Source organism: Streptomyces sp. NPDC002680, assembly GCF_042889145.1.
In the GTDB taxonomy this organism is placed as follows: Bacteria; Actinomycetota; Actinomycetes; order Streptomycetales; family Streptomycetaceae; genus Streptomyces; species Streptomyces adonidis.
The window spans coordinates 1-22051 of record NZ_JBIAQP010000015.1 but is presented as its reverse complement, the minus strand read 5'-3'; the positions used below and the strand labels follow the sequence as shown (position 1 = coordinate 22051).

18 protein-coding genes are annotated in these 22051 nt (G+C 70.4%); 12 read left to right on the top strand and 6 right to left on the bottom strand.

Annotation, left to right across the window (positions count from 1 at the left end; translation table 11 throughout):
* The first annotated feature begins 465 nt into the window (after positions 1–465).
* Positions 466–1323, top strand: coding sequence for a hypothetical protein (locus ACFYXF_RS34045; RefSeq protein ID WP_389355547.1), 858 nt, complete (start codon positions 466–468; stop codon positions 1321–1323).
* A gap of 48 nt (positions 1324–1371) precedes the next feature.
* On the opposite strand, the gene disA is transcribed toward ACFYXF_RS34045, so the two are convergent.
* Complete coding sequence (gene disA / locus ACFYXF_RS34040; protein WP_235475871.1) at positions 1372–2496, bottom strand: DNA integrity scanning diadenylate cyclase DisA; 1125 nt, start codon at positions 2494–2496, stop codon at positions 1372–1374.
* A gap of 81 nt (positions 2497–2577) precedes the next feature.
* On the bottom strand, positions 2578–3987 hold the full coding sequence (radA, locus tag ACFYXF_RS34035) for a DNA repair protein RadA (RefSeq protein ID WP_389355545.1): 1410 nt from the start codon (positions 3985–3987) through the stop codon (positions 2578–2580).
* A 241-nt stretch (positions 3988–4228) separates the two neighbouring features.
* On the opposite strand from radA, the gene ACFYXF_RS34030 reads away from it, so the two are divergent.
* On the top strand, positions 4229–6019 hold the full coding sequence (locus ACFYXF_RS34030; protein WP_389355543.1) for a hypothetical protein: 1791 nt from the start codon (positions 4229–4231) through the stop codon (positions 6017–6019).
* A 25-nt stretch (positions 6020–6044) separates the two neighbouring features.
* On the opposite strand, the gene ACFYXF_RS34025 is transcribed toward ACFYXF_RS34030, so the two are convergent.
* A complete protein-coding gene (locus tag ACFYXF_RS34025; protein ID WP_389355541.1) occupies positions 6045–6893 on the bottom strand; it encodes a hypothetical protein in 849 nt (282 codons plus the stop codon).
* Between the two features lie 83 nt (positions 6894–6976).
* Between ACFYXF_RS34025 and ACFYXF_RS34020 the strand changes: the two genes are divergently transcribed.
* The 4 genes from ACFYXF_RS34020 (at position 6977) to ilvD (ending at position 11512) form a co-directional block, all read left to right on the top strand.
* Positions 6977–7921, top strand: a complete 945-nt coding sequence (locus tag ACFYXF_RS34020) for a Ppx/GppA family phosphatase (protein ID WP_389355539.1) — start codon at positions 6977–6979, stop codon at positions 7919–7921.
* A 150-nt stretch (positions 7922–8071) separates the two neighbouring features.
* Complete coding sequence (locus ACFYXF_RS34015; RefSeq protein WP_389355537.1) at positions 8072–8896, top strand: sugar phosphate isomerase/epimerase family protein; 825 nt, start codon at positions 8072–8074, stop codon at positions 8894–8896.
* Entirely contained in the window at positions 8893–9507 is a 615-nt protein-coding gene (locus ACFYXF_RS34010) for a TetR family transcriptional regulator (protein ID WP_389355535.1), read from the top strand. The genes ACFYXF_RS34015 and ACFYXF_RS34010 overlap by 4 nt, the downstream gene beginning before the upstream one ends.
* 151 nt (positions 9508–9658) lie before the next feature.
* Positions 9659–11512, top strand: a complete 1854-nt coding sequence (ilvD, locus tag ACFYXF_RS34005) for a dihydroxy-acid dehydratase (RefSeq protein WP_389355533.1) — start codon at positions 9659–9661, stop codon at positions 11510–11512.
* A 104-nt stretch (positions 11513–11616) separates the two neighbouring features.
* Here the strand turns inward: ilvD and ACFYXF_RS34000 are convergent, their stop codons facing one another.
* The gene (locus ACFYXF_RS34000) at positions 11617–13776 is read right to left on the bottom strand and encodes a PQQ-binding-like beta-propeller repeat protein (RefSeq protein WP_389355531.1); all 2160 of its coding nucleotides are present in this window, start codon (positions 13774–13776) and stop codon (positions 11617–11619) included.
* 184 nt (positions 13777–13960) lie between these two features.
* Between ACFYXF_RS34000 and ACFYXF_RS33995 the strand changes: the two genes are divergently transcribed.
* From ACFYXF_RS33995 to ACFYXF_RS33985, 3 genes are all read left to right on the top strand, one after another.
* Positions 13961–14305, top strand: coding sequence for an SH3 domain-containing protein (locus ACFYXF_RS33995; RefSeq protein WP_389355529.1), 345 nt, complete (start codon positions 13961–13963; stop codon positions 14303–14305).
* A 67-nt stretch (positions 14306–14372) separates the two neighbouring features.
* Positions 14373–14861 (top strand): EamA/RhaT family transporter, encoded by a 489-nt coding sequence (locus tag ACFYXF_RS33990; RefSeq protein ID WP_389355527.1) that lies wholly within the window; start codon positions 14373–14375, stop codon positions 14859–14861.
* A 364-nt stretch (positions 14862–15225) separates the two neighbouring features.
* Complete coding sequence (locus tag ACFYXF_RS33985) at positions 15226–16017, top strand: class I SAM-dependent methyltransferase (protein ID WP_389355525.1); 792 nt, start codon at positions 15226–15228, stop codon at positions 16015–16017.
* Here the strand turns inward: ACFYXF_RS33985 and ACFYXF_RS33980 are convergent.
* Positions 16006–17505 carry a SulP family inorganic anion transporter gene (locus ACFYXF_RS33980; protein ID WP_389355523.1) on the bottom strand — a complete coding sequence of 500 codons (1500 nt, stop codon included), beginning with the start codon at positions 17503–17505 and terminating at the stop codon, positions 16006–16008. The two genes, ACFYXF_RS33985 and ACFYXF_RS33980, sit on opposite strands and share 12 nt — an antisense overlap.
* A gap of 253 nt (positions 17506–17758) precedes the next feature.
* On the opposite strand from ACFYXF_RS33980, the gene ACFYXF_RS33975 reads away from it, so the two are divergent.
* From ACFYXF_RS33975 to proC, 3 genes are all read left to right on the top strand, one after another.
* Positions 17759–18568, top strand: coding sequence for an ABC transporter ATP-binding protein (locus tag ACFYXF_RS33975; RefSeq protein WP_389355521.1), 810 nt, complete (start codon positions 17759–17761; stop codon positions 18566–18568).
* Entirely contained in the window at positions 18565–19347 is a 783-nt protein-coding gene (locus tag ACFYXF_RS33970) for an ABC transporter permease (RefSeq protein ID WP_389355519.1), read from the top strand. The genes ACFYXF_RS33975 and ACFYXF_RS33970 overlap by 4 nt, the downstream gene beginning before the upstream one ends.
* A 224-nt stretch (positions 19348–19571) precedes the next feature.
* Entirely contained in the window at positions 19572–20384 is an 813-nt protein-coding gene (proC, locus tag ACFYXF_RS33965) for a pyrroline-5-carboxylate reductase (protein ID WP_389355517.1), read from the top strand.
* A gap of 25 nt (positions 20385–20409) precedes the next feature.
* On the opposite strand, the gene trpS is transcribed toward proC, so the two are convergent.
* A complete protein-coding gene (gene trpS, locus ACFYXF_RS33960) occupies positions 20410–21438 on the bottom strand; it encodes a tryptophan--tRNA ligase (RefSeq protein WP_389355516.1) in 1029 nt (342 codons plus the stop codon).
* Positions 21439–22051 lie beyond the last annotated feature (613 nt).

The following is a 22051-nucleotide window of genomic DNA, read 5'->3' as shown; positions in this document are numbered from 1 at the left end:
CGGGTTCGATCCTGCCATGTGGGGGTGCGGGGGTGTGCGACGCGGTGCGGTGCGAACGGGGTTGTTTTCGCCCCCGCCGCCCCTACCCGTTCCCATCCTTCTGGGGGCTGCCGCCCCCAGACCCCCGCTACGGCCCTGAAGGGGCCTTGTCCTCAAACGCCGGACGGGCTGGATGGTGCCGGCCGGGGCTTGATCTTCAGCGCGAGCCCGGGCATTTCAGCCCGTCCGGCGTTTGAGGACGGAGGGCCACCCTCCAGCCCGTCCGGCGTTTGAGGACGAGCGCGTTCAGCGCGACAAAGGGGGGTCTGGGGGCGCAGCCCCCAGGGATGGGAACGAGTAGGGGCGGCGGGGGCGTGAACTGGCTGCTCCTTCGGAGGAGTTCGCCGGGATGATGATCCGGAAAAGTTGCGCACCCGGCGGCGGGTGGGGCGAGTGCACGGTCCGATCTCTCGTACAGTTTGCGCCGTGGGATCTATGCGCAATCCGGTCGGGCCGCTTCCCTCCTCCATCTACTGGCGACGGAGGGCCGTTCTGCTGTCTGTGCTCGCCCTGTTGACGCTGCTGGTCGTCTGGGTCGTCGCCTCCGGCGGCGGAGGCGGGAACAAGAGCACGGACGGTGCCAACGGCAAGAACCCCGTGCAGACGATCACCCCGGGCCCGTCCGGTTCGGGGCCCGCGATCAGTCAAGCCCCGGGCGGACGCGACGAGTCGGGGAGCACGGACACCGGCGGCTCAAGCTCCAGCTCCAGCTCCGGTTCCGGTTCCGGGGGCTCAACCGGTTCGGGCGGATCGGAAGGTTCGGCCGGTTCCGGTGGCGGCAGCGGGTCCGCCGGGACGGGCGGCGGCACTGGCACGGACGACGGCGTCAACGGCAGCGTAGGCAGCGGCGACACCCTTCCGGCCGGTTCCACCCTGCCCAACTGCACCCCCGGCATCGTCCAGTTGAGCCTGCGCAGCGTCCAGAACGCGTACGCGCCCGACGAGACGCCCACCTTCCAGCTGGTCGCCAAGAACTCCTCCGCGAACGACTGCAAGATCGACCTCGGCCCGGAGTCGGCCGTGGTGACGATCACGCAGGCGAGCAGCGACGACGACATCTGGTCCTCGGACGACTGCCCCAAGGACACGTCAGGCCTGCTGTTCAGGGTCTCGGCCGGCGCCGGTATCACGTACACCTTCGAGTGGGACCGCAAGGCGAGCGCCCCCGAGTGCGCCACACCGGAGGCGGGGACAGCGACGGCGACGGCCGGCACCTACCTGGTCGAGGCACAGGCCCAGGGGTTCACCAAGGCCCAGACGTCCTTCGTACTCGACAAGGACTGAAAGGACTGAGATAAGTCCCCCTCGCGGGGGACTCTCCCCGGTCCCCACCTACACGTACCGCTCCAGGATCGACGACTCCGCCAGCCTCGACAGGCCCTCCCGCACGCTCCGCGCCCTCGCCTCGCCGACCCCGTCCACCGTCTGGAGGTCGTCGACGCTCGCCGCCAGCAACTTCTGCAGGCCGCCGAAGTGTTCCACCAGGCGGTCGATGATCGCGCCGGGCAGGCGCGGCACCTTCGCCAGGAGGCGGAAGCCGCGGGGGGAGACCGCCGAGTCGAGGGTCTCGGGTGAGCCCGTGTAGCCCAGGGCCTTGGCCACCGTGGAGAGTTCGAGCAGTTCGGCGTGACTGAGGGCGTCGAGTTCCGCGAGCGCCTCGTCGACCGTGCGGGAGCGTTTGGCGGTCGGCTCGGGGACGTAGTCCCGGACCACCAGCTCGCGTTCCGGCTCCACGCCCGCGATCAACTCGTCCAGTTGAAGGGCCAGGAGACGTCCGTCGGTGCCCAATTCGAGTACGTACTCGGCGATCTCCGTCGCGATGAGGCGGACCATCTCCAGGCGCTGGACGACCGCGGAGACGTCCCGGACCGTCACCAGGTCCTCGATCTCCAGTGCGGAGAGCGTGCCCGCGACCTCGTCCAGGCGGAGCTTGTAGCGCTCCAGGGTCGCCAGGGCCTGGTTCGCGCGGGACAGGATCGCCGCCGAGTCCTCCAGGACGCGGCGCTGGCCGTCCACGTACAGCGCGATCAGGCGCATGGACTGGGAGACGGAGACGACCGAGAAGCCCACCTGCTTCGACACACGGTCGGCGGTGCGGTGCCGGGTGCCCGTCTCCTCGGTGGGGATCGTCGGGTCGGGGACCAGCTGGACGCCGGCCCGCAGGATCTTGGACAGGTCCGAGGAGACCACGATGCCGCCGTCGAGCTTGCACAGCTCGCGCAGCCGGGTCGCCGAGAACTCGACGTCCAGGACGAAACCGCCCGTGCACATCGCCTCGACGGTCTTGTCGGAGCCGAGCACGATGAGTCCGCCGGTGTTGCCGCGGAGAATCCGTTCAAGCCCGTCGCGCAGCGCCGTGCCGGGTGCCACGGCGCTCAGTGAGGCGCGCATCAGGCCATCGGCACCGGAGCTCCCACCGGACTTTCCGGGAGCTGCTGCCCGGTCGTTGGCTGCCACTGCACTCCTCCGGTCGCAGGTTCTGGGGTGCTCCCGTTTCGCACTCTGGGTTCGTACGCACGGGCGAGACCTGGGCAAAGTCTACCGGCGGTCCTCCTCCTCCCGTGGGGCCTCTCGCCTACGCGACCTCGGGAGCACTCGGAGAGCATCCCCCATGTCGGCGACTTCGATGACCTTCATACCGGCGGGGATCTTGCCGGGGTCGGACGGAACGAGGGCGTGGGTGAAGCCCAGACGGTGGGCTTCGGCCAGTCGGCGCTGGACCCCCGTCACCCTTCTGACCTCGCCCGCGAGGCCCACTTCGCCGATCGCGACCAGGTTCTTGGGCAGCGGGGTGTCGCTCGCGGCGGAGGCCAGCGCGAGGGCGATCGCGAGGTCCGCGGCGGGCTCGGAGAGCTTCACTCCGCCCACCGTCGCCGAATAGATGTCCCGCTTTCCGAGGGCGCTGATCCTGCCCCGTTGTTCGAGAACCGCGAGCATCATCGAGACCCGGGACGTCTCCAGGCCCGAAGTCGTACGCCTGGGGGAGGGGATCTGCGAGTCGACAGTCAGCGCCTGCACCTCGGCGACGAGCGGGCGGCGGCCCTCCAGGGTGACGGTCAGACAGGTGCCCGGCACCGGCTCGGCGCGCCGCGTCAGGAACAGGCCGCTCGGGTCGGCGAGGCCCGTGATGCCCTCGTCGTGCAGCTCGAAGCAGCCGACCTCGTCCGTCGTGCCGTAGCGGTTCTTGACGCCTCGTACGAGGCGCAGGCGCGCGTGCCGGTCGCCCTCGAAGGACAGGACCACGTCCACCAGGTGCTCCAGGAGACGCGGGCCCGCGATCGCGCCGTCCTTGGTGACATGGCCCACCAGGAGCGTCGACATGCCGCGCTCCTTGGAGGCCCGGATCAGCGCCCCGGCGACCTCACGGACCTGCGCCATGCCGCCCGCGGCGCCGTCGATCTCGGGCGAGGCGACGGTCTGGACGGAGTCGAGGATCAGGAGGGACGGCTTCACGGCGTCCAGATGGCCCAGGACGGCCGCGAGGTCCGTCTCGGCGGCGAGGTACAGGTGGTCGTCGATCGCCTTGATGCGGTCGGCACGCAGCCGGACCTGGCTCGCGGACTCCTCACCCGTGATGTAGAGCGTGCGGTGCTCGTCGCTCGCCGACTTCGCGGCCACGTCGAGGAGGAGGGTCGACTTGCCGACGCCCGGTTCACCGGCCAGCAGGACCACGGCCCCCGGGACCAGTCCACCGCCGAGCACGCGGTCGAACTCGGGTACGCCGGTGGAGCGGGCGGTGGCCTGGCGGCCGTCGACCTGGCCGATGGGGAGCGCGGAGGTGGTCACGCGGCCCGGTGTCGTCGTACGGACGGCGGGCGCGCCGTACTCCTCGACCGTGCCCCACGCCTGGCACTCGGAGCAGCGGCCGAGCCACTTGACCGTCTGCCAGCCACACTCGGTGCAGCGGTAGGACGGTCGGTCCTTCGCGGTCTTCGTACGGGCAGCCATGGGACGAACCGTATCCGGCACCACTGACACCGCGGCCCCGGGTCACCGGCACCGGCCTCCCACCGCCCTCGGCGACCGGTGCCGGAACGTGCGCTCCCGGCGCGAATCGGCCACGTCACATCGCGAACGAGCCACGGAATCCGGGGTTCCTGTCCCCTATTGAGGGATCGTTTCACCCGTACGGATTAAATGTGCTCAAGGTGGGAGAAGGGGTCGTCGTAAGACGCCTACGGTCGCACGGGTGATGAGCAGCAGTCCGGAAACCCCGACCCGCACGACCGGCGCACACCGGGCGCACCGTGAGGCGCGCGACCGGGCGGCGGGGCGCACGCTGGTCCAGCGCCCGCCCGCGCGCTACGAGCCGTATCTGGACGGCCTGTTCACCTACTGCCTGTCCGTCCTGTGCGACCACGACACGGCCACCGCCGCCCTCGGTGACGTCCTCGCGCTCGCCGAACGCCGCCGCAGCCCGCGCGACCCGGAGTCCTCCGGTGACCGCAGGGCCTGGCTGTACGCCCTGGCCCGCTGGGCCTGTCTGCGCAAGCTGGCCGAGGCCAAGCAGAAACGTCAGAGTACGCACGCGGCAGGCCGCCGGGGCAAGCGGCAGACGTCCGCCGCCCCCGCCCCCCAGGAGGCCTCCTCCCCGGTCCCCGTCTCCGAGGAGGCCCAGGAGGAGCACCGCCGTGAACTGGCCCAGCTCGCCTGGCCGGAGGCCGCAGGCACCACCCCCGAGCAGCGCGAGGCGCTCGAACTCGCCGTACGCCACAAGCTCGCCGCCCACGAGGTCGCCGCCGTCCTCGGCATGGACGCCACCGCCGCCCGCGAACTGCTGGCCTCCGCCGCCTGCGAGGTCGAACGCACCCGCGCGGCCCTCGCCGTCGTCGAGACCGGCGCCTGCCCGAGCGTCGCCCGCCTCACCGGCGACCACCAGCTGGTGCTGAGCAGCGCACTGCGCCGTGAACTGGTCCGGCATGTCGACGACTGTCCGCGGTGCCGCCGTACCGCCGAGCGGGCCGTCCCCGGCGCCTGGCCCGGAGCCACCGTCACGCCCGCCGAACTGCCCGTCCTGGAGGCACCCCGCGCGGCCCTGCACGTCGCCATGGCCCACCTCCCGCGCGCGCGGGGCGCCGCCGCCCCGCGCTTCGACCGGCGTGGCTTCCCGATGGACCCCAAGGACCGCGCCGCCCGAAGAGACCGTCTCCGCGCGCGTGCCGTCACGACCACCGTCGTCGCCACCGTGGTCGCCGCCCCCGTGCTCGCCCTCTGGGCGGCCTACCGCGGGGCCCCGATGACCGCCGAGGGCGCCCAGGGGGACCGTTCGGCCACCGCGAGCGAGGCACAGCGCCCCGACATCCTCGACGGCGAGAGTGCGGGCGGCTACGAGAACGCAGGGAACGCGGGCAACGCGGGCACCGGCCCCGACGCCGGCCTCCTCAGGAAGGACGTCGGCTCACCGGATGTCTCCGTGGAGGTCGTCAGCGCCGTCCCCGGCGCGAAGGAGAGCCCGGGCCTGCTCACCGTGGAGGCCACCAGCGACGGCGACACGACGCTCATCACGCTCACCGCGTCCGGGCACACACCGGTGCGCTGGACGGCGTACACCGGGGCGTCCTGGCTGTATCCGAGCCGCTCGGCGGGAACGCTGCGGCCCGGCGAGTCGTTCACGATCAAGGTGTACGTCGACCCGCTGCGCGAACCGGCCGGTCACTGGAGCGCGCGCGTGTCGATCGCACCCGCGTCCGCCGTCGTCTCCATCGAGGGGTACGGCACCGCGCCCACACCTCCGGACCCGACCCCGCTGAACCCACCGGCCCCCGGCCCGCCCCGCCCGAGCGCCCCGCCCCCGAACCCGCACCCGACGACCTCGGCGCCCGCCACCCCGCCCCCCAGCGACCCGCCACCGTCCTCACCGGACCCGGAGCCCACCCCGACCCCCACCCCGACGGCCTCGGTGACCTCGACCCCGGCAGACCCCGGGGGCTCGTCACCGCCACCGAGCGGCAGCGAGACCCCGAGTCCCGCGATGTCCTAGCCGGTCACACAACCTGTCTGCCGTGTCAGCGGACGGGATCGGCCGGATGCGGAGCCAGCAGCGGCAGCTGCGAGGCCAGCCGCTCCTCGCACAGCTCGACCAGTCGGTCGTACCCCGCCTTGCCCATCAGCTCGACCAGCTCCGGCCGGTACGACACGTACACCGGGTCGCCCGCGCCGTGCGCCGAGGTCGCCGACGTGCACCACCAGTGCAGGTCGTGGCCGCCCGGACCCCAGCCGCGCCGGTCGTACTCACCGATCGACACCTGGAGCACGCGCGTGTCGTCGGGCCGGTCGATCCAGTCGTAGGTCCGCCGCACCGGAAGCTGCCAGCAGACGTCCGGCTTGGTCTCCAGCGGCTCGCGGCCCTCCTTCAGGGCCAGGATGTGCAGCGAGCAGCCCGCGCCGCCCGCGAACCCCGGCCGGTTCTGGAAGATGCAGGACCCCTGGTAGGGCCGGGTCTGCCGCGAGCCCTCCTCGTCCTCCGAGGTCCAGCCGGACTCGGTGCCGACATCGTGGAGCTGCCAGATGTCGGGCGTGAGGCGCGCCACATGTCCGGCGACCCGCTTCTCGTCGTCCTCGTCGGAGAAGTGGGCACCCAGCGTGCAGCAGCCGTCGTCCGCGCGGCCGGCCTGGATGCCCTGGCAGCCGCTGCCGAAGATGCAGTTCCAGCGGGAGGTCAGCCATGTCAGGTCACAGCGGAAGACCTGTTCGTCGTCCGCAGGATCAGGGAACTCCACCCACGCGCGCGCGAAGTCGAGCCCCTTCTCGTCGCCCGCGGTGGCCGACTTCGAAGATTTTGTGGACTTCGGGGACTTCGCGGAGGGGGCTGACGTTGCCGACTTGTCGGCCTTTGCCTTTTTCGTCTTTGGCACGCGTCCAGAGTAAGTGGCCCGGGACCCCTTCCGGCACCGCTCCGGGGGCGGATGCGGTCTCGGCTGGCAGTAGCGTTTCGTACATGAGACTCGGTGTCCTCGACGTGGGATCGAACACGGTGCATCTGCTGGTGGTGGACGCACACCCTGGCGCGCGCCCGCTGCCCGCGCATTCGCACAAGGTCGAGCTGCGGCTCGCCCAACTCCTCGACGAGGCAGGGGCCATCGGCCCCGAAGGGGTAGACAAACTCGTCGGCGTGATCCAGGACGCGCTCCAGGCCGCCGAGGACAAGGGCGTCGAGGACCTGCTGCCGTTCGCCACCTCGGCCGTGCGTGAGGCGACCAACGCCGACGAGGTCCTCGCCCGCGTGCAGGCCGAGACAGGCGTCGAGCTACAGGTCCTGACCGGCGCCGAGGAGGCCCGCCTCACCTTCCTCGCGGCCCGCCGCTGGTTCGGCTGGTCGGCGGGCAAGCTCCTCGTCCTCGACATCGGCGGCGGCTCCCTGGAGATCGCCTACGGCATCGACGAGGAGCCCGACACCGCCGCCTCCCTCCCGCTCGGCGCCGGCCGCCTGACCGCGGGCTGGCTCCCCGGCGACCCGCCCGCCCCCGACGACATCAGGTCGCTGCGCCGCCATGTACGCGCCCAGATCGCCCGTACGGTGGGCGAGTTCAGCCGCTTCGGCGCCCCCGACCACGTCGTCGCCACGTCGAAGACCTTCAAGCAGCTCGCCCGCCTGGCAGGCGCGGCCCGCTCCACGGACGGCCTCTACGTCCAGCGCGAGCTGAAGCGCGAGTCCCTGGGCGCCCTGGTCCCGCAGCTCGCCTCCATGACGACAGCGGAACGAGCGGCCCTCCCCGGAGTCTCGGAGGGCCGAGCCAACCAGCTGGTCGCGGGCGCGCTGGTGGCAGAGGCGGCGATGGACCTCTTCGCCGTCAAGACGCTGGAGGTCTGCCCCTGGGCCCTCAGAGAGGGCGTAATCCTCCGCAGACTGGACCACATGGGCACCCACTTGGGCACGGAGTAGGAGTACTGATCGAGGGACCTGGGCGGTTCCCACCTAGGGGCGCGGGGAACTGCGCGACAAGCCACACACAACCCGCACCCGCCCACCCACCCCGGCCAACCTCACTGCCCCCGAGCCCAACTGCCAGGGGCACCCCGTACCCTGTCTCCCGTGGCAGAACCAGTCGTACGCATCCCGGATGCGAAGGTCGCCCTGTCCACGGCCTCCGTGTACCCGGAGTCGACGGCGACGGCCTTCGAGATCGCCGCGCGACTCGGATACGACGGCGTCGAGGTCATGGTCTGGACGGACCCGGTCAGCCAGGACATCGAAGCCCTGCGCAGACTGAGCGACTACCACCAGATCCCCATCCTCGCCATCCACGCCCCCTGCCTCCTCATCACCCAGCGCGTCTGGTCCACGGACCCCTGGATCAAACTCCAGCGCGCACAGGCGGCAGCCGAGAAACTCGGCGCGACGACAGTCGTCGTACACCCCCCCTTCCGCTGGCAGCGCCAGTACGCCCGCGACTTCGTCACCGGCATCTGGCGCATGGCCGACGAGACGGACGTCCGGTTCGCCGTCGAGAACATGTACCCCTGGCGCTACCGCGACCGCGAGATGCTCGCGTACGCCCCCGACTGGGACGTCACGAAGGACGACTACCGGCACTTCACGATCGACCTCAGCCACACCGCGACCGCCCGCAGCGACGCCATGGAGATGGTCGACCTCATGGCCGACCGCCTCGGCCACGTCCACCTCGCCGACGGCAACGGCTCCAACAAGGACGAGCACCTCGTCCCAGGACGCGGTACGCAACCCTGCGCCGAGCTGCTCGAACGGCTCGCGCACACTGGTTTCGACGGCCATGTCGTGATCGAGGTCAACACCCGCCGCGCGATGTCCAGCGTCGAGCGCGAGGCCGACCTCGCCGAGGCGCTCGCCTTCACCCGCCTCCACCTGGCCTCGGCTGTGAAGGTCCCGCGCCCATGACCAGCGCGGCCCCCCGCCGTGGCCGGGGACGACCCTCCCGTACGGACTCCGCGGACGCCCCCGCCGCCCGCGACCGCATCCTGGCGGCGGCCCGCGAGGAGTTCTCCGAACGCGGGTACGAAAAGACGTCCGTACGCGGCATCGCCAAGGCCGCGGGTGTGGACTCGGCGCTCGTCCACCACTACTTCGGCACCAAGGAGCAGGTCTTCGAGGCGTCGATCGAGGTCGCCGTCGGCCCCCTCCTGAGCGCCCCCGGCTCGATCGCGGAGGGCCCCCTGGACGGCGTCGGCGAACGGCTGGCCCGCTTCTTCTTCGGCGTCTGGGAGAACCCGGCCACCCGCAAGGCCCTCCTGGCGATCGTCCGCTCGGCCATGAACAACGAGGCAGCGGCCGGAGTCTTCCGCCGCCTGATCTCCACCCAGCTCCTACGCCGGGTAGCCGCCCAACTGAACCTCCCGGACGCGGAACTCCGAGCCGAACTGGCAGCAGCCCAACTGGTGGGCATCGCGATGCTGCGCTACGTGATCAAGGTGGAACCCTTGGCGTCGGCGGACCCGGACCAGATCATCAAGAGGGTGGCCCCTGTAATCCAGGCCCACCTGGTTCCGTAGGGGCGCGGGGAACTGCGCGACCAGCCCCCACCGGACCCGCACCCGAAAACCGAGACAATCATCCCGCATTTCGGACGATGTGTCCGCCCACTGGATAACCGGCGTACTCTCGACGGAGTCAGTACTCTCCGAAGTAGCGAGGCGAGCGAAGATGCCCGAGCTGAGGTCCCGCACAGTCACCCACGGCCGCAACATGGCGGGCGCCCGCGCCCTTATGCGCGCCTCCGGTGTACCGGGTGCCGACATCGGGCGGAAGCCGATCATCGCGGTCGCGAACAGCTTCACCGAGTTCGTGCCCGGCCACACCCACCTCCAGCCGGTGGGCCGCATCGTCAGCGAGGCCATCAAGGCCGCCGGAGGCATCCCGCGCGAGTTCAACACGATCGCCGTCGACGACGGCATCGCGATGGGCCACGGCGGCATGCTGTACTCCCTCCCCTCCCGCGACCTCATCGCGGACAGCGTCGAGTACATGGTCGAAGCCCACTGCGCCGACGCCATGATCTGCATCTCCAACTGCGACAAGATCACCCCGGGCATGCTGAACGCCGCCCTGCGGCTCAACATCCCCACGGTCTTCGTCTCCGGCGGCCCGATGGAGTCCGGCCGCGCGACCCTCGTCGACGGCACGGTCCGCACCCTCGACCTGGTCGACGCGATCTCCGACGCCGTGAACGAGAAGATCTCGGACGAGGACATCCTCCGTATCGAGGAGAACGCCTGTCCGACCTGCGGTTCCTGTTCCGGCATGTTCACGGCCAACTCGATGAACTGCCTCGCGGAGGCCATCGGACTCGCCCTCCCGGGCAACGGCTCGGTCCTGGCCACGCACACGGCCCGCAAGGCGCTGTACGAGAACGCGGGCCGCACGGTGATGGACATCACCCGCCGCTACTACGAGCAGGACGACGAGACGGTCCTGCCCCGCAACGTCGCCACCTTCGCGGCCTTCCAGAACGCCATGGCGCTCGACATCGCGATGGGCGGCTCGACCAACACGATCCTGCACCTGCTGGCCGCCGCCCAGGAGGCGGGCGTCCCGTTCGACCTGGACGACATCAACGAGGTCTCGCGCCGGGTGCCCTGCCTGGCGAAGGTCGCGCCGAACGTCGCCAAGGACCGCACGTACTACATGGAGGACGTGCACCGGGCCGGCGGCATCCCCGCCCTCCTCGGCGAACTGCACCGCGCGGGCCTCCTCAACGAGGATGTGAACTCGGTTCACAGCTCGTCCCTCGCGGACTGGCTGAAGACCTGGGACGTGCGCGGTGGCTCGCCGTCGCCGGAGGCCCTGGAACTGTGGCACGCGGCCCCCGGCTGCGTCCGCTCCGCCGAGGCCTTCTCCCAGTCCGAGCGCTGGGAGGCCCTGGACACGGACGCCGCCGGCGGCTGCATCCGCAGCGCGGAACACGCGTACTCGAAGGACGGCGGCCTGGCCGTCCTCAAGGGCAACCTCGCCGTCGACGGCTGCGTCGTGAAGACGGCCGGCGTCGACGAGTCCATCTGGACCTTCGAGGGCCCCGCCGTCGTCTGCGAGTCGCAGGAAGAGGCCGTCGAGAAGATCCTCAACAAGCAGGTCACGGACGGCGACGTCGTCGTCATCCGCTACGAGGGCCCCAAGGGCGGCCCCGGCATGCAGGAGATGCTCTACCCGACCTCCTTCCTCAAGGGCCGCGGCCTCGGCAAGACCTGCGCCCTGATCACCGACGGCCGCTTCTCCGGCGGCACCTCGGGCCTCTCCATCGGCCACGCCTCCCCCGAGGCGGCCTCCGGCGGCACGATCGCCCTCGTCAAGGACGGCGACCGCATCCGCATCGACATCCCGAACCGCACGATCGAGCTGCTGGTCGAGGACGACGAACTGTCGGCCCGCCGCGAGGCCCTGAACGGCGTCTACGCCCCCGTCTCCCGTGAACGCAAGGTCTCCGCGGCCCTGCGCGCATACGCGGCGATGGCGACGAGCGCCGACCGGGGCGCGGTCCGGGACGTGTCGAAGCTGGGCTGAGACTCCCGTACGTCCGAAGAAGGGCCGCTCCTCAGGAGCGGCCCTTCTCCATGCGCTTCTTCTAGTACGTGTGTTTCTTGTACGTGTGTTCCAGCCGCCGCCCGTCACCAGCCCGCCGGATCCCCCGCGTCCACCGCGAAGACGGACCCGTCGGGAGCGCTCGCGTACACACGTCCGTCGGCGACGACCGGGGCGGGCAGCGAGGCCGCGATCGTGTCCGAGGCCGCGCCGAGCCGGGGCGGGGTCTGCCCGACGAGCTTCCCCGTACGGGCGTCGACCGCGATCAGCCGACCGTCGGCGGCGGAGAAGTACACGTACCGCCCGTCGACGGCCGGCGCCGAGCCGAGGCTCACGGACGTCTGCAGCGACCAGAGCTGCTTGCCCGCCGACAGATCCACGGCGGTCAGCCCGCCTCCCGCGGCCATCAGATAGACGACGTTGCCGCGCACGGCACCCTGGGCCCGCTGGAGCGGAACGGTCACGGCGACCTTGCGGGTGGTCCCGCTCTCCGGGTCGTAGGCGACGACGGCGACCGTGTCCCCGTACTCGCTGTCGAGGGCCGCGAAGAAGACGGAGGCGCCCTCGGAGGTGGTACCGATGGGTCTCAGCTCGCCGTCCAGCCGCTTCTGCCAGCGCACATCACCCGTACCGGGGTCCAGCGCGGCGACCCGGGTGCTCGCCCCGTCCTCGGCGGCGCTCGTGGCGTACGCGAGCTGGTCACCGGCGAAGGCGAACAGCTGAGGCCCGCTCAGATCGGCGATCCGCCGGTTCCACTTGCTGTCGCCGGACGCGCTGTCGACGCCGGTGACCTTCCCGTCGGCGCCGATGAGCAGGGTCATCCCGCCGGCGTACCCGAGGCCGACCCGGCCGGACGCGGTCTCCTGCCAGCGGACGGCACCGGTGCGGGGGTCGAGCGCCTCCATCCGGGGGCCCTCGTTCTGCGGGGGGTGCACGAGCCCGCCCGACAGGACGGGCGGGCGGCCGGCAATGCGCGTGGAGTCGATCGGGTGCCGCCACAGGACGGTGCCGTCGGCCGGATCGATGGCGGAGACCAGCCCCTGCTGCGCACAGAACAACGTCCCGCCGCCGTACGAGCAGAGGGGCATCCCGGCGTCACCATCGGTGGCCGGCCGCACCGTCCAGCCCCGGAAAGCGGCGGCGCTGGTCGCCGTACCGCCACCGGAGGAACTCCCCGAGGGCGCGGCGACCGGATCACCGCCGAGCACCTGCACCGAGGCGAAGACACCCCCGGCGACGAGAACGAGCGCACCGGCGGCGAGGAGGACCCGCTTGCGCAGCCGCCGCCGATCCGAACGCTGTTCTGGAGAGGGCGAGTCGGAGGAGGGGGAGGGAGGAGAGGCGGACGCGGGGGAGGGGCCGGAACCGGTACGGGAGGCGCTTCGCTGCTCGGGTATGAACGACTGGGTGTCGTAGGAGGCGGCCACCGACCGCAGCTCCCGCATGAGTTCATCGGGAGTGGGCCGGTCCTCGGGCTCCTTGGCGAGACAACTCAGCACCAGCGGGGCGAGGTTGGTCGGTACGCCGGTCAAGTCCGGCTCGTCGTGCACGACTTGGTAGGCGACCACGTACGGGCTGTCGGAGTCGAACGGCCCGCGCCCGGTCGACGCGTGCACCATCACCGACCCCAGGGCGAAGATGTCGGCGGCCGGCCCGACCTCCCGGGGCCGCCGGAACTGCTCGGGCGCCATGAACGGCGGGGTACCGATCAACTTGCCGGTCTCGGTGCGCAGTTCGCTGTCCTTCGGCCGAGAAATGCCGAAGTCGATGACCTTCGGACCGTCCTCGGCGAGCAGTACGTTGCTCGGTTTCAGGTCGCGGTGGACGACCCCGACCCGGTGAATGTCGCGCAGCGCCTCGGCGAGCCCGGCCATCAACCGCCGCAACTGCCCAGGGCTCATCGCCCCGTTCCGCTTCACCTCGTCGGCGAGGGTCGGCCCGGGGATGAACAGGGTGGCCATCCAAGGCCGTTCGGCATCCGGGTCGGCATCGACGACGGGCGCGGTGAAGGCACCGCTGACGCGCCGGGCGGCGGCGATCTCCTGCCGGAAACGCCCCCTGAACTCGGGGTCCTTGGCGAACTCGCCATGCACGACCTTCACCGCGAGCTTCATCCCGGACGTACTCCGGGCCAGGTGCACCACGCCCATGCCGCCGGAACCCAGCCGTGACTCCAGACGGTACTGACCGGCGTACTCCGGAAGTTCCGCTTCCGCGCCGGGTCCGGAGTTCCGCTGTGGCGTCATGGACTCACCCCCGTGCTGTTCGGCCGCGCGCGCGACGGACGGAGCCTAGTCGATGAGATTGACGGGACAGAGGCGGCTTGCTGACGCGGGTGTACGAGTTACGTACATGTGTTTCATGGCGTGTTTTAGGGGTATCAACGGGACCCCATGGCAGTCATGGGGGTCCAACGGGGGAGGTTTTTCCATGTCCACAGACCACATCGGGGAGAGAACGGCCGACGAGACGAACGGGACGGGCCGGACGGAGCTGAAGATCACGACCGCGGCGGCGGCAGCGGCCGTGCGCTACTACTCGGTCGCCCCCGGCTACCGCCTCAACGTCCGCAGCGGCCCCGGCACCAGCTACACCATCGTCCGCGTCCTGTCCGAGGGCGCCAAGGTCCCGATCTACTGCCAGCGTCCCGGCGAGTCGATCGCCGGTCCGTACGGTACGTCGAACATCTGGGACAACATCGACAACGGCCAGTACGTCTCTGACGCGTACGTCCTGACAGGCAGCGACGGGTACGTGGCACCGCACTGCTCCTGACCGCGTGATCCACCCGGGTACCGGCACCGGCATTGGGTGCCGGTACCCGGCTGGCGATAATCGAGGGGTGAGCGACAAGAACGCCCGGGGCGGCGACACTGGCCCCAGCCCCGAGCCCATCCGCTTCTTCGGCACGACGTGGGTGGAGCACGACGCGGGCTACACGGCTCGCCGGTGGGGAGTGGCCGTCGGCTCCCTGGCGGCCACGGCGGCATCGTGCCTGATCCTCCGCTTCGCGTACGAGGGTCTGCGAATAGGCCAGGTGGGAGACCTGGTGACCCTCCTGGTGGTGATCATGTTCGCCACGTGCAGCGCACTGGCGTTCGGCCACACCTGGGGCGCCTTCACCAAACGCCCGGACCCGGCCCGCCAGGCCTCCCTCCGAGGCCTGCTGACGATCGGCTTCGTGGGCTCCCTGACGGCGTACTTCCTCCGCTCCCTGCGCGAGGCCCCCGGCGAGTCCCTGACGCGCCAGGAATACGAGGCGGCGCGCGACCAACACACCCGCAAATCCACCCGCCGAACGGGCAACCCGGCGAAGAGGAACAGGTCCTGAGGGAGGGGCGGAGGCCGGGGTTCTCTCGCCCCCGCCGCCCCTACCCGTCCCATCCTCGGGGGCGCTGCCCCCGAACCCCCGTATCGCGCTGAACGCGCTCGTCCTCAAACGCCGGACGGGCTGGATGGTGCCGGACGGGCTGGATGGTGCCGGCCGGGTTGGATGGTGTCGGCCGGGCTTGATCTTTCAGCCCAGGCCCAGGCATTTCAGCCCGTCCGGCGTTTGAGGACAAAGGGGGGTCTGGGGGCGCAGCCCCCAGGGATGGGACGGGTAGGGGCGGCGGGGGCGAGAAGCACCCCCACCCAAGCCCCAACTCTTCTCCAAACCCCTACCCCCCACCCACACCCCCCGCCACCATGTCCACATGACGGCCTCCACCCAACCCCCCAGCCAGTCCCCCTCCCCATCCCGCGCCACATCCTTCAACACAGCCGCATCCCAGTACGCCCAAAACCGCCCCTCCTACCCACCCGCCCTACTCGACGCAATAGAACACCTGGCCGCCCACCCCCTGACCGGCTCCCGCGTCGCAGACATCGGCGCCGGCACAGGCATCTCCACCGCCCTCCTCCACGCCCACGGCGCCCACGTGATCGCCGTGGAACCCGGCGACGGCATGGCGGCCCAATTCCGCCGCACCCTCCCCGACGTCCCGATCGTCAGGGGCAACGGCAACGCCCTCCCCCTGGCCGACGCCTCCGTCGACTTCCTCACCTACGCCCAGTCCTGGCACTGGACCAACCCGGAACTCGCGGTCCCGGAGGCCCTCCGCGTCCTGCGCCCGGGCGGCGCACTCGCCCTGTGGTGGAACACGTACGCCCTGAACATCCCCTGGATCGCCGCCCAGGCGAACCGCATCCAGTACTTCTTCGGCATAGACACGGCCCTGGAGCAGAACGGCGCCTACCTCCGAGCCGCAGACCCCTCGGGCCGCCTCGACTTCACCCGCCGTCAGCTCCGCTGGAGCCGCCGCGTCCCGATCGACACCCACCTGGCCAACATCGGCAGCCACTCGCTCTTCCTGGTCCACGACAAGGAGGAAGCCGCCGCCTTCCTGGCCGAGGAACGCAACCTCCTGCTCAAGCTCTTCCCGTCCGAAACGCTCGAAGAGACCTACGACGTAGACCTGCTGGTAGCAAGAACCTCAACCACCTGACCCGCCACCGCCATTGCCCCCGGCACCCGCACCCTGATCCACCCCCGGCCCCCGTCCCCGCCCGGCAACCCACCCCTCCAAAGCCGCCGCACACGCATGATCCACATGCCGAAGCCCACCCAACTCCAGCCGAACCTCACGCCCCCGAGGCAACGCCTCCAACGCGTCCAGCAACTTGGGCAACCGCAAGAACGTCGCATGCCCGACGACCCGTACGACAACAACACCGTCACCACCACCATCAGCATCACCACCGTCACGGCCGTCGCCCGGCTCTCCCACCTCCACATGCACATGACTGATCTCCCAGGCGACCTTCCCCACGGCCAGCGCAAGCCCGGCCACCACCCCGGCGATCAAATTCCCCAGGACAATGGCCCCCGCCGTCACCACCAGCACCACCACCTCCCCCCGATGCCCCCGCCACAGCACCCCCGCCTCCCGCACAGGCACCAACCTGCACCCGGCATAAACAAGCAGCCCGGCCAACGCGGCCACGGGAATCACCCCGAGCACTCCCGGCACGACCACCGCGAAACCCAGCAGCCACACCCCATGCAGCACCCGTGACACCTTCGTACGAGCCCCGGCCCCGATATTCGCCGCACTCCGTACGATCACCGCGGTCATCGGCAATGCCCCGAGCACCCCGCACACCGCGTTCCCGACCCCCTGCGCCATCAACTCCCGGTCGTAGTCGGTCCGCGCCCCCTGATGAAGCCGATCGACGGCCGCCGCACTGAACAACGACTCCGCGGACGCGATCAGGGCGAAGGCGACCACGGTCCCGATCACCCCCACCTCCGCGAGCCGCCCGAAATCCGCCGCCTCCGGCACCCGTACGGCAGCCAGCAGCCCCCGCACCTCGACCCGCCGCACATCCAGGTCGAACCCCCAGGTCACCCCCGCCGCGAGCACCACCGCCACCAACGGCCCGGGCACCAGCCGCGTCCCCCACGCCCAACGCCGCCACAGCAGCAGTACGGCGATGGTGGCGCCCCCGACGGCCAACGCCACGGGATCCGCGTCCCCGGGAAGCGAGACCAGCCCGCCCACCATCCCGAGCGCACTGGCGGGCGCGCTCACGTCGCCGAGGGCGTACACCTGCCCGGCGACCAGCACGATCCCGATCCCGGCGAGCATCCCCTGGACGACGGCCACGGACACGGCCCGGAACCACCGCCCGAGCCGCAACGCCCCCAGCCCGACCTGCACGACCCCGGCCGCGAACACGACCACCCCGAGCACTTCGAGCCCGTACGCCCGCACAGCCTCGTACACCAGCACGGTCAGCCCCGCCGCCGGCCCGCTCACCTGAAGGCTGCTGCCGGGCAGCGCCCCCGCGACCAGCCCACCGACGATCCCGGTCACCAGCCCCAGCTCGGCGGGCACACCGGAGGCGACGGCGACGCCCACGCACAACGGCAGCGCGACGAGAAAGACGACGAGGGAAGCGAGCAGATCGGCCTTGCGCAAGCCAAGGCGCATGACGAATACACCTCCGACAGCGAACGGAAGCGGGGCGGCGAAGCAGTACGGCGAATGAATCCCATTGTCAGCAAGTAGGACAGGCGCGGCACCCACATCGCACAGCCCCCGGCCGAGAACCGGAGTCAAAGGAAGCCCCCGGAGTCACCCGAACCGGACGCCCCTCCTCCGATCACCCCACCACGCGCCTGCGCCCCCACCCGCTCGACGCATCGCCTTGACGAGCCGCCGCACGGCGAGCATTATTCATCACATGATGAATTACAGTGACCCGCCTCCCGGATGGGCCGTCGAAGCCGTCCAGGCCGAAGACCTCACCGTCGTACGAGGAACCCGAACCGTCCTGCGCGCCCTCGACTTCACCGTCCCGCGAGGTCAGATCACCGGCCTGCTGGGCCCCTCGGGCTGCGGAAAGTCGACCCTGATGCGCGCGATCGTCGGCACCCAGGCCATGGTCACCGGCACCCTGGAGGTCCTCGGCCACCCGGCCGGCCACGCGACCCTCCGCAACCGCATCGGTTACGTGACCCAGGCCCCGTCGGTCTACGACGACCTGACGGTCCGCCAGAACCTCGCCTACTTCGCCGCGATCCTCGACCCCGGCCGCGCGGCCGCCGACCGCCGCCACGAGAACGTCACCCGAGCCATCGCCGACGTCGACCTCACCACCCACGGCGACACCCTCGCGGGCAACCTCTCCGGCGGCCAGCGCAGCCGCGTCTCCCTGGCGGTGGCCCTCCTCGGGGCCCCCGAACTCCTGGTCCTGGACGAGCCGACGGTAGGCCTGGATCCGGTACTCCGCCGCGACCTGTGGGCCCTGTTCCACACGATCGCGACGACCCGCGGAGCGACGTTCCTGATCTCCTCCCACGTCATGGACGAGGCCGAACGCTGCCACCGCCTCCTCCTCATGCGGGCCGGCGAACTCCTGGCCGACGACACCCCGGAGGCCCTGCGCATCCGCACGGCGACGGAGACGGTGGAGGAGGCGTTCCTGCACCTGGTGGACGAAGCGAAGAAGCCACAGACAGAGCAGACAAAGAGGAAGCAGCCCCAGAAATGACCACCGCAACCCCTACGCGCCCCCGCTCCCGCACAACGGCCCTGAACGCCTCCCGAACGACAGCCACGGCAGCCCGCGTCCTGGCCCAACTCCGCCACGACCCACGCACGATCGCGATGATGATCGTGCTCCCGAGCCTGCTCCTGCTCCTGCTCCGCTATGTCTTCGACGGCAACGAGCGCACCTTCGACGGCATCGGAGCGTCGCTCCTAGGGATCTTCCCTCTGATCACGATGTTCCTGGTGACCTCGATCGCCACCCTCCGCGAACGCACCTCGGGCACCCTCGAACGCCTCCTGGCCATGCCCCTCGGCAAGGGCGACCTCATCGCCGGCTACGCCCTGGCCTTCGGAATCCTGGCGATCATCCAGTCGGCCCTGGCCACAGCCCTGGCGGTCTGGCTCCTGGGCCTGGACGTGACGGGCTCTCCCTGGCTCCTCCTCCTAGTGGCCCTCCTGGACGCCCTACTGGGCACGGCCCTGGGCCTCTTCGTCTCGGCCTTCGCGTCGTCGGAGTTCCAGGCGGTCCAGTTCATGCCGGCGGTGATCTTCCCCCAACTCCTCCTCTGCGGCCTCTTCACCCCCCGCTCCGAGATGCACCCGATCCTGGAGGCGATCTCGAACGTCCTCCCCATGTCCTACGCGGTGGACGGCATGAACGAGGTCCTCACCCACACGGACATCACCACCAACTTCGTACGAGACACCCTGATCGTCGCAACCTGCGCCCTACTGGTCCTGACCCTGGGAGCAGCAACTCTCCGCCGCCGAACGACATAACGGTTCAACCCGCCCGGCACTATCCAGCCCGTCCGGCGTTTGAGGACGAGCGCGTTCAGCGCGACAAGGGGGGTCTGGGGGCGCAGCCCCCAGGGGATGGGAACGGGTAGGGGCGGCGGGGGCGAAAAAACAAGGACATCCCGCCCACCGGACACAAACCCCACCCCACACCCCCCAATGCGAGGATGACCCCGGACGACGCAACCCCCGGAGGGCACCGCACCATGACCCAGAAAGTCGCAGTCCTAGGCACCGGCAAAATCGGCGAAGCCCTGCTCAGCGGAATGATCCGAGCCGGCTGGGCCCCCGCAGACCTCCTGGTCACCGCCCGCCGCCCGGAACGAGCCGAAGAACTCCGCACCCGCTACGGAGTAACCCCGGTCACGAACCCCGAGGCCGCCAAGACCGCCGACACCCTGATCCTCACGGTCAAACCGCAGGACATGGGCACCCTCCTCGACGAACTCGCCCCTCACGTCCCCGCCGACCGCCTGGTCATCAGCGGAGCCGCCGGCATCACCACCACCTCCATCGAGGCCCGCCTCACCACCGGTACCCCGGTCGTCCGCGTGATGACGAACACCCCGGCCCTGGTGGACGAGGCCATGTCGGTGATCTCCGCCGGCAGCCACGCTACCGCCGACCACCTCGCCCACACCGAGGAGATCTTCGGCGCAGTCGGCAAGACACTCCGCGTCCCCGAGTCCCAGCAGGACGCCTGCACGGCGCTCTCCGGCTCGGGCCCGGCGTACTTCTTCTACCTGGTCGAAGCCATGACGGACGCCGGCATCCTGCTGGGCCTGCCCCGCGACAAGGCCCACGACCTGATCGTCCAGTCCGCGATCGGCGCCGCCGTGATGCTCCGCGACAGCGGCGAACACCCGGTGAAGCTCCGCGAGAACGTCACGTCCCCCGCGGGCACCACGATCAACGCCATCCGCGAACTCGAGAACCACGGCGTACGAGCAGCCCTCATCGCCGCGCTGGAAGCAGCCCGGGACCGCAGCCGAGCCCTGGCATCCGGCAACAGCAACTGAAACCGACCGCCGGCCGGCCCTGCGCCTACCGAGGACCCGCGCTCACCACAGCCCCGGAAGCCGCAGGCAGCAGTCCGATCGCGCGATAAGCGGCATCAACGGTGGGCCGGGCCATGGCCCGCGCTCGCTCGGCCCCATCCCGGAGCACCCCCTCCACGAACGCGGGATCGGCACACAACTCCCTGTGCCGGTCCCGCACCGGCCGAAGTACCTCGACCACGGCCTCCGCGGTGTCCCGCTTCAGATCCCCGTACGACGAGTACACGCCGCCCAACCCCTCCGGATCCCCACCCGTACAGGCGGCCAGAATCTCCAGCAGATTCGAGACGCCGGGCCGGGCCTCCGGGTCGTACACGACATCCCGCCCACTGTCGGTCACGGCCCGCATGACCTTCTTCCGCACCACATCGGGCTCATCGAGCAGATAGACGATCCCCGGCCCGACGTCCTCGCTCTTCCCCATCTTCGACGTCGGCTCCTGCAGGTTCATGACCCGAGCACCCACCCCCGGCCGAGTGGCCCGCGGCACCACGAACGTATGCCCGTACCGCTGGTTGAACCGCACGGCCAGATCCCGGGTCAGCTCGACATGCTGCGTCTGATCGTCCCCGACGGGCGCCTCGTCGGCCCCGTACGCCAGGATGTCCGCCGCCATCAGCACGGGGTACGTCAGCAACGACAGCCGCACACTCCCACCCCGCGCCCGCTCCCGCGCCGCCTTCTCCTTGTACTGGATCATCCGCCGCATCTCCCCGTCGGAGGCGACGCACTCCAGCACGTACGACAGCCGCGTGTGCTCGTCCACATGACTCTGTACGAAGACGGTGCACAGCTCCGGATCGAGCCCCGACGCCAGCAGCAGCGTGGCCGCCTGCCGACTGAGCCGACGCACGCGCGCGGGATCGTGGTCCACGGTCAGCGCGTGCAGATCGACGATGCAGAACAGGGAGTCGGCCCGGTGCTGGTCCACCGCGGCCCACCGCCGCATGGCCCCCAGGTAGTTCCCCAACGTCAGATGCCCGGTCGGCTTGATCCCACTGAAGACCCGCGTCATCTCTTCCCCATCTCCTGATCTACCGGTCGAGACCACCGCACCCGGCCGGCCGACCCCTCAGGAGGGAGAAACAAGAACGGCCGCCGAGGCGGCGGCCGTTGAGTACATACGTGTGTACGGCCGCCGTCAGGCGGCCCACCACTGCTGGGTGCACGTACGCGTGGTCATGGGCACGAGAGTACGCCGCAGGGGCCCCCTCCGACACCGAGTTGACACACCTCAGGCCCGTACGTAGTGTTCTCCGAGTTGTCCGACGTGAGCGCCGACCCCGGTCGGTCCCCGGACAGCCATTCCGCAGGTACCAAGCAATGGTCGACGACCTGTCGTCGCGCCGTTGGCGTGTCATTGGCATGCGTATTCGCGAAATGAGGAATCCGCGTTCGAAAGGACGCAGCCCCCGATTAGCTCGGGGGCAGGGAATCCGCTAAAGTCTCACTCGTCGGAACGGCCCAACAGCCGGGAAGACAAGCCCCACTGACTGGGAATCAGGCCCGAAAGGATCTGATAGAGTCGGAAACGCAAGACAGCAAGACCGAAGGGAAACTGCCCGGAGGAAAGCCCGAGAGGGTGAGTACGAAGGAAGCGTCCGTTCCTTGAGAACTCAACAGCGTGC